Source organism: Arthrobacter sp. B2060, assembly GCF_059090445.1.
In genome coordinates, this window is sequence record NZ_JBNHFR010000002.1 from 94,092 (window position 1) to 108,222 (window position 14,131).

General features: G+C 67.0%; 12 protein-coding genes. 7 read left to right on the forward strand and 5 right to left on the reverse strand.

From position 1 onward, the window contains the following. Positions 1-29: 29 nt before the first annotated feature. The 3 genes from AC5RUM_RS05300 to AC5RUM_RS05310 are packed head-to-tail and all read right to left on the reverse strand — an operon-like array spanning position 30 to position 3,391. Entirely contained in the window at positions 30-1,655 is a 1,626-nt protein-coding gene (locus AC5RUM_RS05300) for an LCP family protein (RefSeq protein WP_494033970.1), read from the reverse strand. A 9-nt stretch (positions 1,656-1,664) separates the two neighbouring features. Further along, a complete protein-coding gene (purE, locus tag AC5RUM_RS05305) occupies positions 1,665-2,246 on the reverse strand; it encodes a 5-(carboxyamino)imidazole ribonucleotide mutase (RefSeq protein WP_494033971.1) in 582 nt (193 codons plus the stop codon). Then, complete coding sequence (locus AC5RUM_RS05310) at positions 2,243-3,391, reverse strand: 5-(carboxyamino)imidazole ribonucleotide synthase (RefSeq protein ID WP_494034208.1); 1,149 nt, start codon at positions 3,389-3,391, stop codon at positions 2,243-2,245. The genes purE and AC5RUM_RS05310 overlap by 4 nt, the downstream gene beginning before the upstream one ends. Before the next feature lie 244 nt (positions 3,392-3,635). Between AC5RUM_RS05310 and AC5RUM_RS05315 the strand changes: the two genes are divergently transcribed. After that, positions 3,636-4,202, forward strand: coding sequence for a GtrA family protein (locus tag AC5RUM_RS05315; protein ID WP_494033972.1), 567 nt, complete (start codon positions 3,636-3,638; stop codon positions 4,200-4,202). A 21-nt stretch (positions 4,203-4,223) separates the two neighbouring features. On the opposite strand, the gene AC5RUM_RS05320 is transcribed toward AC5RUM_RS05315, so the two are convergent. Beyond that, positions 4,224-4,922, reverse strand: a complete 699-nt coding sequence (locus AC5RUM_RS05320; protein WP_494033973.1) for a TIGR03089 family protein — start codon at positions 4,920-4,922, stop codon at positions 4,224-4,226. A 495-nt stretch (positions 4,923-5,417) separates the two neighbouring features. Here AC5RUM_RS05320 and AC5RUM_RS05325 point away from each other — a divergent pair, with 495 nt between their 5' ends. The 3 genes from AC5RUM_RS05325 to AC5RUM_RS05335 are packed head-to-tail and all read left to right on the forward strand — an operon-like array spanning position 5,418 to position 11,084. After that, on the forward strand, positions 5,418-5,963 hold the full coding sequence (locus tag AC5RUM_RS05325; protein WP_494033974.1) for a WhiB family transcriptional regulator: 546 nt from the start codon (positions 5,418-5,420) through the stop codon (positions 5,961-5,963). Between the two features lie 29 nt (positions 5,964-5,992). After that, positions 5,993-9,355, forward strand: coding sequence for a glycosyltransferase family 2 protein (locus AC5RUM_RS05330; protein WP_494033975.1), 3,363 nt, complete (start codon positions 5,993-5,995; stop codon positions 9,353-9,355). Further along, positions 9,348-11,084, forward strand: coding sequence for a DUF5719 family protein (locus tag AC5RUM_RS05335; RefSeq protein ID WP_494033976.1), 1,737 nt, complete (start codon positions 9,348-9,350; stop codon positions 11,082-11,084). Before AC5RUM_RS05330 ends, AC5RUM_RS05335 begins: the two co-directional genes overlap by 8 nt. 19 nt (positions 11,085-11,103) lie before the next feature. Here the strand turns inward: AC5RUM_RS05335 and AC5RUM_RS05340 are convergent, their stop codons facing one another. Then, a complete protein-coding gene (locus AC5RUM_RS05340) occupies positions 11,104-11,616 on the reverse strand; it encodes a metallopeptidase family protein (RefSeq protein ID WP_494033977.1) in 513 nt (170 codons plus the stop codon). Between the two features lie 120 nt (positions 11,617-11,736). Here AC5RUM_RS05340 and AC5RUM_RS05345 point away from each other — a divergent pair, with 120 nt between their 5' ends. The 3 genes from AC5RUM_RS05345 to ahcY all read left to right on the forward strand — a co-directional run bounded on the left by AC5RUM_RS05345 (position 11,737) and on the right by ahcY (position 14,023). Continuing rightward, the gene (locus AC5RUM_RS05345; protein WP_400578096.1) at positions 11,737-12,126 is read left to right on the forward strand and encodes a DUF3499 domain-containing protein; all 390 of its coding nucleotides are present in this window, start codon (positions 11,737-11,739) and stop codon (positions 12,124-12,126) included. 76 nt (positions 12,127-12,202) lie between these two features. Beyond that, entirely contained in the window at positions 12,203-12,484 is a 282-nt protein-coding gene (locus AC5RUM_RS05350) for a Trm112 family protein (RefSeq protein ID WP_494033978.1), read from the forward strand. A 51-nt stretch (positions 12,485-12,535) separates the two neighbouring features. Beyond that, positions 12,536-14,023 (forward strand): adenosylhomocysteinase, encoded by a 1,488-nt coding sequence (gene ahcY, locus AC5RUM_RS05355; protein ID WP_494033979.1) that lies wholly within the window; start codon positions 12,536-12,538, stop codon positions 14,021-14,023. The last annotated feature ends 108 nt before the right edge of the window (positions 14,024-14,131 follow it).

The following is a 14,131-nucleotide window of genomic DNA, read 5'->3' on the forward strand; positions in this document are numbered from 1 at the left end:
TGTCCTTCTCTCTTGAAGCAGGGTGTCTGTCACAGGGGAGCGCACTGGCCGTTGGTGGCCACGAGTTCGCGGATGGCCTGCTCATTCCCCTCGCGCTTGAGCTGGTTCAGCATCTCTTCGGTGATGGGCTCCCCGGCGGGCGTGGTGGTCACCGGTGTGAAGTCCGACGACGGCGGCGGCGTCGGCGTTGTGGCCGGCACAGCCGGCCCGGCTGCCGTCAGCCCGCTGCCGCCGCCTGCGTACTGCGGCTGCAGGGCATCGTCCGGGGCGGCGGCCGGTGACTGCTCGGAGCCCTGGCTGCTGAGGAGTTTGCGGACCCGGTCATGGATGACGTCAAAGTCCGGGACCGTGGAGAAGGACGCGTCGAAGTCCGGCGGACCAATGGTGAGGCGGCTGATTTCCTTGCCCTTGGCTTTCATCGCCAAGTCCACGAAGCTGCCCAGCTGGCTCGAGGAGATGTTGGAGTCCACTACCTTGGTTCCTGCGTTGGCGATGTCCTCGAATTTGGCCAGGAGCGTTGCCGGATCCAGCTGCTTGAGCATGGCCTGCTGGACGCACTGCTGCCGCTGGATCCGGGCGTAGTCATCGACGAACTCCCTGGACCGCCCGTACCAGAGCGCACGGAAGCCATCGAGCTTTTGTTCGCCTGCGGGGATCCATCCCAGCGGCATGCCGTGGATGCCGTTGGCCTCATCGATCATGTTGCCGCTCATGGGCACCCAGCCGCCGGCCTTGATGCGGATCCCGCCCATCGCATCAATGAGCTTGGCGAAGCCGTCCATGTCCACCAGGACGTACGCCTGGACGGTGATGCCGAGGGTTCCCGAAACCGCCTCCAGGGTGGCCTGCGCGCCCGGATCTGCAGCGTCCGGGTACAGGTCCTTGTGTTCGTTGGTGACCTCGGTATTGATCGCGTTGATGAGGCAGTCGTTGCCGCAGTTGTAGCCGTCAGGGTAGATCTGCCGCATTGGAGAGTCCTCGCTGAAGCGAGCGTTCTGCAGGTTGCGGGGGATAGAGATGATGGCTGTTTTGCCGGTCTCGGCATCAACGCTGAGGACGGACAGGCTGTCGGGGCGCCGGCCGGTGCGGTCTGCGCCTGCGTCGCCACCCATCATGAGGAAGTTGTAGCGGCCGTCCACAGGATCGATGGCGGGGCCGCCGGCAAAAATGCTGCCGATCGCATTGCGGCTGACGTTGAGCAGGTACGCCGCGTAGCCGAGCGAACCGCTGCTGAGCACCAGAGCCACTGCCAGTGCCACGGCAACGGCGGGCCGGCTGCGCTTGGGCAGCAGCACAGGCCGGATGAGCCGCAGCGTGTTGATGAACAACACAGCCCAGCCGACTGACAGCGCTGCCAGTACCAGCACGATGAGCAGGGAGGCGACCGGATTGGTAATGATGTTGATGAGCAGGGTCCGGTTGGTGAGCAGCAACACCAAGGCCAGGACCACCAGCACCCACGCGCTGAGCGTGACCCGCAGGGCGATGCGGCCCAGCTTCCGGTCACCGGCGGCGATCTGGGCGCTCCCCGGCACAAACAGGGTGAGCAGGATCAGCAGGAAAGCGCGCTTGGTCCGGACGGGTTCAGGAGCACTCGCCGGGTACCGGACGGGGTCGGTCAGGAGTCCGTTGGAGGGCAGTTCGGTGTTGGGCATTGGTGTTCCTTAGCGGCCGCTCCGGAGGGCCACGTTTGCGTCGGAGAAGACTTCGTTCACCTTCTGCCGGAGATTGGCGCCTTTCCGGCTGGCAACGTCATTGAGCTCCTGTGCGAACTCCAGGAGGTCAGCGCGGAGGCGGACCGCGAGGTCGTCCGTGCCGGAGGCAAGCATCCGCACGGCAAGCAGGCCTGCATTCCGGGCACCGGCGATGGAGACTGTGGCCACCGGGACGCCGGCCGGCATCTGGACGATGGAGAGCAGCGAATCCATGCCGTCAAGGGTCTTCAGCGGCACCGGAACACCAATTACGGGAAGCGGCGTGACCGAGGCCAGCATCCCCGGAAGGTGGGCTGCGCCGCCAGCTCCGGCGATGATGACGCGAAGGCCGCGCTCGTGGGCGGTCTGGCCGTACCGGATCATTTCGGTGGGCATCCGGTGGGCCGAGACAACATCCGCCTCGAAGGGGATGCCGAACTCCGCAAGCGCGTCAGCGGCCGCTTCCATGACGGGCCAGTCTGAATCGGACCCCATCACCAGGCCAACGAGCGGGGAGGGCGTCTCCGGAGTGGCTGCGGATTCGGGGTTCATACGTTCTCCTCGGTTTTTCCTGGTGCCGCCTTGGACGGGATCCTGCCGTCCCGGATGATGTTGGCGACTGCGGTGGCGCGTTCGCGCAGCGACTCCACGTCCGCGACGCTGGCCCCCACCAGGTTGACGTGGCCTATTTTCCTGCCCGGCCTGACGGATTTCCCGTAGCAGTGGACCTTTGCGGCGGGTTCAGCGGCCAAGGCGGCCGGGTAGGCGGAGAACAGGTCCTGGTTTTCACCGCCGAGGAAGTTCTTCATCACCACCACGGTGCCGAGAACGTCGGTGGCACCCAGCGGCAGGTTAAGGACTGCCCGCAGGTGCTGCTCAAACTGACTGGTCACCGATCCATCCTGTGTCCAGTGGCCGGTGTTGTGCGGGCGCATCGCCAGTTCGTTGATAAGGAACCCGGCCCCCGACCCCGGTGTTTCGAACAGCTCGACTGCCATGACACCGGTGACGCCCAGCTCGTTGGCGATCCGCAGGGCTGCGTCTTCGGCAGCCGCGGCGACCTCCAGCGAAATGTCCTGCGCCGGAGCAATGACTTCATCGCACACGCCGTCGACCTGGATGGTGTGCACCACCGGCCATGCCCGGGATGTGCCGTCAGGCGTGCGTGCCACCAGCGCCGAGAGCTCGCGGCTGAACTCCACCTTGGCCTCCGCCAGCAGGGGGCTCATGGCCTCGAACCAATCGGTAGTCTGTGTGGCTTCCTCGGGCGAGGCGACAATCCTGACGCCCTTGCCGTCGTACCCGCCCCGGGGCGTCTTGAGCACCACGGGCCATCCGGTCTTGTCGCCGAAAGCCACCAGGTCCTCGACGCCGTCCACCGACGCCCATTCGGGGTTCGGGAGTTCGAGGCGGTCGATGGCCGCACGCATCACGAGCTTGTCCTGGGCGTTGATGAGGGCATCGGGGCCGGGCTGGACGTTCACCCCTGCTGCGATCAGGGCGTGCAGGTGATCTGCCGGTACGTGCTCGTGGTCGAAGGTCATCACGTCCAGGCCCTCGGAGAACTCCAGGAGGGCAGCCAGATCCTTGTAGTCGCCGACCGGGGCGTTGGGTACGGCCGAGACGGCTGAAACGTCTTCACCTTCGGCCAGGACGCGGAGTTCGAAGCCTAATGCTGTGGCGGCTGGGGCCATCATGCGCGCAAGCTGGCCGCCGCCAACCACGCCGATTACTGGAAAAGTCACATCTCTCAGCCTACAGAAAAGGAGCGCGGTTACCGGCCTTCGGGGCGATGAAGCCCGCTAAAGTCAGCAAATTCGGTGGCAGCGGAGGGTGCGGAGCAGCTCCGATCCGCACGCCCGTTGGGGCCGCGACGGGCAATCCGGGCTAAAATGGGAGCTTGGCCCATCGGCCCCAATATCCACACGGCCACGGAGGGTCATGATTAACACACTTGCAGAGCGCATCCGGGGACTCGCCTCGCTGTTTTGGCGCGAGGTGGCGAAATTCGGTGCCGTGGGCGGTGTGGCGTTCGTCATTGACAACGGGCTGACGTACTACCTCATGCATGGACCCATGACGGACAGCGAGGCCAAGGCACGCTTCGTGGGCGCTTCGGTCGCTACCGTGTTTTCGTGGATTGCCAACCGTCTCTGGACGTTCCGGCACCGGCGCCAGGCCAACGTCCTGCGTGAATTCCTGATGTTCGTGCTCATCAACGGCATCGGCATCGGCATCTCCACCGGGTTTACCGCCCTGGCGAAGTATTCGTTGGGCGTCACGGACAAGAACATGCTTTTCGCTGCCGGTGTCTTCGGTATTTTGGTTGCCACAGTCGTCCGCTTCTTCGCCTACCGGTTCCTCGTGTTCAACCAAGAACTGGACCAGGAGCCGGAGTTCTCCCACGACCACGAACTCATCGAGGGCCACCGCCACGCCGCGAAGTCGGCCGCGTCCCGTTCCGAGAGGGAAGCAAAGGATCCGGAGATTCCTGCCCGCCAGGAGTAAGGCCCTACGGGCCCGCTTCAGTCAGTCCCCGTGGACGCGTTCCGCGGTGAGCAGCTTGTCCGTAAGCTCCACATCTCCGTGTACCAGGATCACCGACCCGTCGTTGTTCCACACGCCCAGAGCGTTGGCCAGGGCCGCTTCCAATCCGTCATCCGCGCGGACCAGGAGCCGAGCACTGGGGCCATGGCTGGCCGCGAAGCTTTCCAGCAGGTCCGCGTGCGTCACGGCGACTCCGCTGGAACTCCGCAGCGCGGGTTGCTGCGGATCGGGGTCGCTGTGGGCCATAAAAACGTCGCCGTGCGACCGGACTTCCGCCGCGTAGTCGATCACGCCGGCCGGCAGGTCGCCGGGCCATTTCATCGCAAGGGCCGGAAGCGGTACGGCAACGACGGCATCGAAGTCTCCTTCCGCTTCCGCTGGGGCGGCGGTCGCGAGCAGGTCGGCGTCATTGCTGTCCAGGACGACTTCCATGCCCAGCTGCCAGCCTGCAAGCGCCCAGATGATGGATTTCCAGTGGGCCGGCAGGTCCAGCCGGAGGCGCATGCCGGGAGCCGCGTCGAGTTCGTCCTGCAGCAGGTTGCTTGTTTTTGCCACCCAGTTGTCCAGGACGCGGCCGGAGAGCTCTACGCGTTCCCCGTCCGGTCCGTACCAGGTCAGCCGCGGGGAAGTGGAGTGGCCCGAGCGCAGGGCCGTCATCAGGTCAGTGGCCGGGATATTCATGGCTACATCTTGCCACGCGGCCCCACAGTGTCCACCCGGAATACGGTGTCTATCCAGAATGCAGTGTCCATGCGGAATGCGGGCCGCTGCACTGGCTGTCTGCACCCGCCAGGTCTGCACTGCCCGGCAGGACTGCACTCCACAGCAGTCGATTGCCCGGCGGAGTGAGATATGAGGTCAGTCACACGATTTAGTAAGGTCATTTGCGTTAACAGGCCGACATCTGCCGTCTTCCCAGCAATTGCACAGGCAGCGGCCGGACCGTAAGCTTGCTGTCAAATTCCCCGCTCCCCGCGGGCGCGTCGTCGTATTTAATTCCCCGGGCGTGGCGCGGCGCCTGTTTCGGTCCGGAACTGATTATTATCCCGTCTGCAGCTTGACTCCCCCTAGTTACACACGTGTAATTAGGTATTGAAAGCCATCGCAAAGTCTCCGGCACGCAAACCGAGTGTCTCGAGTGTCCGGGCAGAGGCTGACCAATTCAGGAGGGGCGCCATGGGGCAAGTTGAGCGTATCCAGGAAGAAGCCGTTGTTGCCGGCCAGGCCACGGCGAAGTATCGGTCACGGGGGGTGCCGAGCGACTGGTATGTCGATCCGGCGGATCCGGACGCCGCAGAGCGGTACAACCTGGACACCACCGCGTCCTTGCAGGATCAGGCCACAGCCTTCCTTGCGGAGCACGAGGCACTGCTGGGGGCGGGGCCGGAGGACGAGGAGGACCCCAATGATCCTCCCATGGAGCTCCGGGCACCCGGGGTGGGGACCCTGGCGCAGCCGGTCTGGATCGGTCTTCCCCGCGCCGACGACTTTGACGACGAAGGCGAACTCGGCTGGCAGACGGACGCATTGTGCGCACAGACTGATCCGGAAGCTTTTTTCCCGGAAAAGGGCGGCTCCACGAGGGACGCCAAAAAAGTTTGCGGAGCCTGCAACGTGCGGTCGCAATGCCTTGAATATGCATTGGCGAATGACGAGCGGTTTGGTATTTGGGGAGGCCTCTCCGAGCGTGAGCGCCGTCGGCTGAGGAAGCGAGCGGTCTAATTCTTCAGGAAGTACATGTCACTGCCGTTGTGGTCGCCCACAACGGCAGTGAATATCTCCCCAGGACCCTGGCGGCGCTGGCGGGCCAGACCCGGCAGCCGGATGCGGCAATCGGGGTTGATACCGGGTCGCATGACAATTCCGCTGCCCTCCTTGAGCGTGCGCTCGGTCCGGGCAACGTCACCGGCGTCGGAGCCGGCAGAGCCGGAATGGGCTTTGCCGTCAGTGCCGGGCTTGCCGCCTTGGCGCCGTGGAATCCGGAATCGCCGGAGGCAGCCTCGGAGTGGATCTGGCTGCTGCACGATGACGCCGCGCCCGCACCCGAAGCCCTGGCCGAGCTGCTGCACGCCGTTGAACGTGCCCCGTCCGTGACGGTGGCCGGCTGCAAGCAGCTGGACTGGGAGGCGAAACGCCGGCTCATCGACGTCGGCCTGTCGACGAGCCGCTGGGCAGAACGCCTTACCCTGATCGAGGCCGATGAGCTGGACCAGGGCCAGTACGACGGTCGCTCTGACACCTTCGCCGTCAACTCGGCTGGCATGCTGGTGAGGCGCGATGTTTGGGAACTTCTCAAGGGGTTCGATCCCGCCCTTCCCGGAACAGGGGACGACGTCGACTTCTGCTGGCGCAACCGCCTCGCCGGTAACCGGGTGGTGGTGGTGCCCAGCGCCAGGATGTTCCACGTGTCCCACCGGCCCCATGCCCTGGGCAACGCCGCCGCTGCGCGGCGGGCACAGGTTCACCTCCGGCTCAAGCACGCACCCCTGTGGCTGGTCCCGGTGCATGCAGTCGCAGCAATCCTGGGCAGTATCTTCAAGCTGGTGTTCAGCATCGCCGTCAAGGACCCGGGCCATGGGTTTTCCCAACTCCTGGCAACGGCGGCGGCGCTCGGCCGGCCGGCGGCCATCTACCGGGGCCGGCGGAGTGCGGCACGAACGCGCCGTGTCCGGCGTTCAGTGGTCAATGCCCTCCAGACTGACCGCCGTGAAGTCTGGAGCCACCGCCGATCGCTGATGGAGGCCCTCGGCGCGGACGACACCCGGGCGGAGGAAAACGGCAGCGACGCCCTGGCGGAACAGCCCAGCGGCGACTCTACCGATGACTTTGCTGCCCTCTCCACCAACGAACGGGGCTGGGTGGGCAATGGAGCACTCGCGGCAGTGATGATTGCGTGCGTCGCTTCCTTCGCGGGTCTGGCGGGCCTCTTCAGCGCCGACGCTGTGGCGGGCGGCGCACTTCTGCCGGTCTCCGCCAGCCTGGAGGATATTTGGCACCGGGCGTCCAACTGGTGGATCGGGCTGGGAGCAGGGCTTCCCGGCCATGGCGATCCGTTCGGTTATGTCCTCTGGGTCCTGGGCCTGCTGGGCGGCGGAAACGCCAACGGCGCTGTTGTCTGGCTGCTCCTCCTGGCCATGCCGCTCTCCGGCCTCGCCGCCTGGTTCGCCGCCGGGGCGCTGACGTCCCGCCGCAGGCTCCGGCTGGCAGCAGCACTCGTATGGGCAGGAGCGCCCGCCCTCCAGGTGGCACTGAACCAGGGGCGCATCGGAGCGCTCCTTGCCCACCTCATGATGCCCCTCCTCGTCCTGGCACTGCTGCGTGCCACGGGGACGGCCATCGGACGCGGACGTTTTGCCCTGCCCGCACTGCCTGAGGGGCGTTTCGCGGAGAAGCCTCCGGTGAAGCCGGGCGTCAACGGAACCCCGTCATGGACGGCGGCAGCCGCCGCCGGGCTGGCGCTCGCCGTGGTCACCGCTGCGGCACCCGCGCTGCTGGTGCCGGCCGCGGTCGTTATCATCCTTGCCGGCTTCGCGCTCAGGCGAAGGGGGCGCACCCTGTGGTGGGCCCTCCTGCCGAGTGCCGCGCTTTTCATCCCCGTCGCCGTGTCGACGCTGGACCGCCCGCGCGCCCTGCTGGCGGATCCGGGGCTGCCCGTGGGCTTCGACGCCGCGCCGCTGTGGCAGCAGGTCCTAGGCCAGCCGCTCAGCTTTGACGTTGCCGGCGGGCTGTCCGGGCTGGCCGCCTTCGCGGGCGGCCCTGTGCCGTGGGCTCTGCTGCTCGCCCTTCTGATCGGGGCTCCGTTGCTGGGGTTGGCCGTGGCCGCGCTGTTTCTTCCCTCCCGGCGTGCCCTCGTTGCCCGCGCCCTGTGGGTGGCCGCCCTCATCGCGCTCGCTGGCGGCTGGCTGGCCGGGCACGTGGCCACCGGCGCCAGCACCGAGGAGCTGGTCGCGCCATTCCCTGGCGCCGCAGTATCCGCCGCGATCTTCGCGCTCCTGGGCGCTGCACTGATCGGCGGCGAACGCCTGCTGGACCTCGCCGGGACTGCTGCTCCAAGCGCTGGGGCGCCATCGCGGAACAGGGGGCGTGCCCTTGCCCGTGTCACGGCCGCGCTTGCCACAGCTCTCCTGCTGGCAGGGCCTCTGGCCGGGCTCGCAGCCTGGACTGCCCAGAACGTTGTCCAGCCCGACGCGCAGGCCCCGCAGGATCCGCAGACCCCGCAGACCCTGCAGGAATCGCCGGGTCTCGGTACCCCCCGAATGGTGGCTGCCACTGATCCGCGTACCTTGCCGGCCACAGCGATCGACCGGGGCGAGGGGCCCGAGCAGACGCGCACCCTGCTGATCAGCATCGGCGCGAACGAGACCTACTCTGCCTCGCTGATGAGGGGCGGGGGCACAACGCTTGATGCGCTCTCCGCCATCGCCTCGGCCCGCGATATCCGGGGCCTCCCGGGTGAAGAATCCGTGCGCGAGGATGATCAGGTGACGGCCGCCCTGCGCACCACTGTCGCCACGGTGGTCGCCGCCCATGGCGTCGACCCGCGGCCGGAGCTGGAGCGGCTGGGCGTGGGATTCGTGGTCCTCCGGTCCACGGACACCGCGGCCCAGCTCACCGCAAGCCGGATGGACGCAGTTCCGGGTCTCGTGGCCGTTGGCCCGACGGACTCTGGCTGGCTCTGGCGTGTCAGTCCGCTGAACGACCAGGTCCTCCAGCCCGCCGACGTCGCGCACCGTGCCCGCATCGTCGATGCCAAGGGCGACACCACCAACCTGCTTCCCTCCGGGCTGACGGGCGTGGATACCGCCGTGCCGAAGGGGCCCGAGGGAAGGCTGTTGGTCCTCACGGAGCGCGCGGATCCGGGATGGACGGCCTGGCTGGACGGGCGAAAGCTGACGTCCACCACGTCCGGCTGGTCGCAGGCCTTTACGCTGCCTCCGCAGGCCGGCCACGTCACGGTCCGCTACGAGAACCCGTGGGCCCTCTGGACCGGCATTGTCCAGGCAACTGTGATCGGCCTGACAGCCCTGCTGGCGCTTCCCATGCCCGCGCGGCGCCCCAACACCGGGCTGTCCAGGGATGAAGGCTCGCTGCGTAAGGAATACCAGAATGCATAAGGAAGAGAACGACGGCAGCACCCCGGCGGCGCCGGCGTCCGCACCCGCGTTCCCCCCGGCATCCGCTGCCCGCCGGGTCGCACGGCCAAAACCCGCAAAGAAGGCCGGGTCCACAGCGGTGAACGGGTCCACAGTAATGAACAGGGGCGGTGGGGATGCACGCCGCCGCGGAACCTTGACCGGTCTGCTGTCGGCCGCAGCGATCGTTGTCGCCGGGGGCGGGCTGGTAGCGGCGGCATCGTTCGCGCCGCAGCCATCCGGCGGCCAGGAACTCGAGGTTCCGCTGGCACCCGTCCCGGCGGGCATGAGCCAAGACGTGTGCCCCGGACCGGCGAAGCTGCTCGAAGGGACCCCCGTGGGAACGGACCCGCAGTTCAGTCCCGAATCCGCCACGGCCAGGAGCGCGGTCTCCGCAGCTGTAGTCGGCGCGGCGGGGGCCCTGCTTCCGGGCAGCAGGCTCTCAGCGCTGGACGGTTCCGAACTGGTCCGTATTGCCAAGGATCCGGGCACCGCATCGGCCCCGGCCGGCGCCTCATCCCAGCTGGCAGGCGTCGTCGCGCAACATGGGGTGAAGGACGTCAGCGTCCTGAGCGCCGACGCCCTCGGCAACCGGCAGGCAGCTGCGGCCGGCGTCATGAGCTACTCCGCAACGGACGGCGACCTGCAGGGCTCTGCCGCTGCAGCATGCCAGGCACCGCTCAATGACCTTTGGCTGACAGGCGCCAACACGGCAGTTGGCCGCAGCAGTGTCCTGCATCTGACCAACGCTTCAACCACTCCCGCCACAGTCAACCTCGAACTCTTCGGCAAGGACGGCCAGATCAAGGCACCCGGCAGCCGCGGACTCCTGGTTGGCCCGGGAACAACACGCTCCATCGTGCTCGCGGGCCTTGCCCCCGGCCAGGAACGGCTGAGTATCCACGCCCGCAGCACCGGCGGCCCCGTGAGTGCATTCATCCAGCAGAGCGCGCTTCGCGGCCTGACCCCCGGTGGAGTTGACTTTATTGCCCCGGGAACGCCACCCTCGGCCCTCCAGGTCATGACGGGCGTGGACATCCAGGACGCTGACGGCCTGGCGGATCTCACCGGAACCCGCGGCTTCGGCGACGCCGCACCCTCCCTGCACATCACCGTCCCCGGTCCCGTGGACGCCGTGGTGGAAGTCAAGCTCTTCGGCCGCGGCGGGCAGAAGGCGCTGCCCGGCGGCGGCGGTGTGGTCACGGCCAAGGCCGGCGCCGTGACGGAGGTTCCGCTAACCGGAGTCCCGGCAGGGCAGTACACGGTCTCCGCAAGCGCGGATGTGACAATCGTGGCTGCCGCCCGCGTCACCCGCGGACTGAAGGCCGCCGAAAGTACGGACTTCTCCTGGGCGCCGTCAACCGGCAGGCTCGGCAGCCAGCACGTCGTTCCGGTCCCCGCCGAGGGTGAACGCTTCCTGGTGTTCGGGGCGCTTGCAGACCGTGCCACCATCTCGTACACACCCATCACTGCCGACGGCAAGGTCCGGCCGGCAGCCACCGCGGACATCGCCGGCGGAACCACCACGTCGCTGAAAGTGCCGGACCAGATCGAAAAGTCGTCCGTGGTCGGATACGTGGTCTCGGCGGCGGGCGGCGCCGCCTACGGCACGGTGCTCCTTGAACGGGACGGCAGGAACGACGTCTCAACCGTCGCGATCACGCCGGGCGCAGAGGGGCAGCAAAAAGTCCCGGTAACGCTGGGGTACTAGGCCTGCTGCCCGGCGGCTGTCAGTAGCGCCGGCGGTAGACGGGGTCGAGGGTTTCCGGTGCAACGCCGAGCATCTCCGCGGTATGCTCGACCACCACGTCATGCACCAGGTCCTGAAGTTCCTCCTTGACCGGGCAGCCCTGCTCGACAACGCGGCGGTACAGCGTGATCATCGGCCCCTCATCCTCCGTGGCGGGCGTGTAGCAGCCCATCGGCGGAGGCGAGCCGTCCGCTACCAGCTGCTCCAGGTTTGGCGGGATTTCCTCCACGGCAAAACGCACGCCGTCGAGAGGCTTGCCCCAAATATCGTGGAGCCGCTGCGCGGAGTCCATGACCAGTTCGTCGAACCGGTCCGAACGTGTCCGGTACGCGGGAAGCGTGGGCAACATGAGTTCCCCGCGAAGGCCGCGTCCGTGGCGGTTGCGGCGTCGTTGTGCAAAGCTCCGCCTGGCGGCCGAGCCAGCGGCATCCTGGGGAGCCTCGGGGTCAGCCAACCGGACCGTAAAACCCGAATCTTGGTGCGATGACTGCATATACAGACTCTAGACCCGCCGGATCATTTGCGCGACATAATCCCCGCCGAGCCGCACCGCCGGATCGCGGGTGCCGTCATTGTCGGAAATCCTGCGCCATCCGGAGTAGTCTCTGATGTCGTGGGTGCTATCCGTCAATGTTCCAGGTCAGCCTGCCGCCAGTCTGCGGTGGCCACTTTGACGTACGTCTACGCCGACTCAACGGCCGTGCTGGGACCGCTGGCCACATATGCCGAGCCGCACTGCTACGACCTTTGCGAGCAGCATGCCGACTCGCTCACCGTTCCGCGGGGCTGGGAAGTCCTGCGCCTTGCCATGCCGTCCCAGCCTCAGCAGCCCGGACCCGACGACCTTCTCGCCCTCGCCGACGCAGTCCGCGAGGCCGCCGCCCGGCCCGCAGCATCAGCAACGCAGCAGGGGCAGCGCGGCTCCCATGCCGCGCTTGAGGCGCCTGCCGGAACGGAAGGCACACGCCGCGGCCATCTCCGAGTCCTGCGCGAGCCGTCCTGAGGCCAACTGGCGGTAGGCTGGAAGCTGCAAATCCGTCCGCCACGGCGCGCGTTCGCCCACCCAGGGAGCATCCATCATGCCAAAGATCAGTCCTGAACTGCTGTCCGTCCTGAGGTGCCCCGTCACCGGCTCGGCCCTGACGCAGGAGGGCGAGGAACTGGTGTCCACCGCCGCGGGTGCCGGCGGCGAAAAGCTGCGCTATGCGATCGAGGACGGAATTCCGCTGCTCCTTCCCCCTGAACTGCTGGCAGCCGCGAACGCCGCCCGGTCAGACCAGCACGATGCCGGTCTGGGCAGCCCGGAAACGTCCAGCACGGAATCTTCCAGCCCGGCAACTCCGGACGCCTCAACAGCCTAGACCCAGCCCGCACCGCAGAAGGCAAGACGCCGGATACAGCAAAGGACTCCAATGACCCTCGATTACAAGGTTGCCGACATCTCCCTCGCGGAGGCCGGACGCCATCAGATCCGCCTCGCCGAGCACGAGATGCCGGGCCTCATGTCGCTCCGCAAGGAATTCGGCCCCAGCCAGCCGCTGAAGGGCGCACGCATCGCCGGCTCCCTGCACATGACGGTGCAGACGGCCGTGCTCATCGAGACCCTCACAGCCCTCGGCGCAGAGGTCCGCTGGGCGTCCTGCAACATCTTCTCCACGCAGGATGAAGCCGCGGCCGCCGTGGTGGTGGGCGCCGGAACGGTCGAAGATCCCCAGGGCGTTCCCGTCTTTGCCTGGAAGGGCGAAACCCTCGAAGAATACTGGTGGACGGCGGAGCAGATCCTTACGTGGCCGGGCGCGGATACCAATCCGGAACTTGGCCCCAACATGATCCTCGACGACGGCGGCGACGCCACGCTGCTGGTGCACCGCGGAGTCGAATTTGAGGCTGCCGGCGCCGTTCCGGCTGCAGCGGAGAATGACCCCGAGGAACACGTCATCGTGCTGGACCTGCTGCGCCGGACGCTGGCCGAGGACCCGAAGAAGTGGACACGCCTCGCCGCCGGAATCCACGGCGTCAGCGAAGAGACCACCACGGGCGTGCACCGCCTCTACCAGCTGGCGGAACAGGGTAAGCTCCTCTTCCCGGCCATCAACGTCAACGACTCCGTGACCAAGAGCAAGTTCGACAACAAGTACGGGATCCGCCACTCCCTGCCGGACGGCCTCAACCGGGCCACTGACGTCCTCATCGGAGGAAAAGTGGCGGTGGTCTGCGGCTATGGCGACGTCGGGAAGGGTGCCGCCGAGGCGCTCCGCGGCCAGGGCGCCCGCGTGATCGTGACCGAAATCGACCCCATCTGTGCGCTGCAGGCGGCCATGGACGGTTACCAGGTGGCGAAACTTGAGTCCGTGCTCGCCCAGGGCGATATCTTCATCACCACCACGGGCAACAAGGACGTCATCATGGCCGAGCACATGGTCGGCATGAAGAACAAGGCCATCGTGGGCAACATCGGCCACTTCGACAACGAGATCGACATGGCCGGCCTCGCCCGCGTTCCCGGCATCCGCAAGGTCGAGATCAAGCCGCAGGTCCACGAATGGGTCTTCGAGGACGACGCCGCCGACGGCTCCGGACCGCGGTCCATCATCGTCCTCTCCGAGGGCCGGCTGCTGAACCTTGGCAACGCCACGGGCCACCCGTCCTTCGTCATGAGCAACTCCTTCGCCAACCAGACGATTGCCCAGATCGAACTGTTCACCAAGAAGGACCAGCCCGAGGGCGAGCGGGAGTACGACAACCAGGTCTACGTCCTGCCGAAGATCCTGGACGAGAAAGTGGCACGCCTGCACCTGGATGCCCTGGGTGTGGAACTGACCGAACTGTCCAAGGACCAGGCTGACTACCTCGACATGGATGTGGCCGGGCCGTACAAGCCCGAGCACTACCGGTACTAGCCCCGAACGCGGTACTAGCCCCGGACGCGGTACTAGGCTCGAACGCACGCCGGGAGCCCGGAAATGGGCTCCCGGCGAGGCCTGCCCCGGGCCGCGCGGACCGGGGCA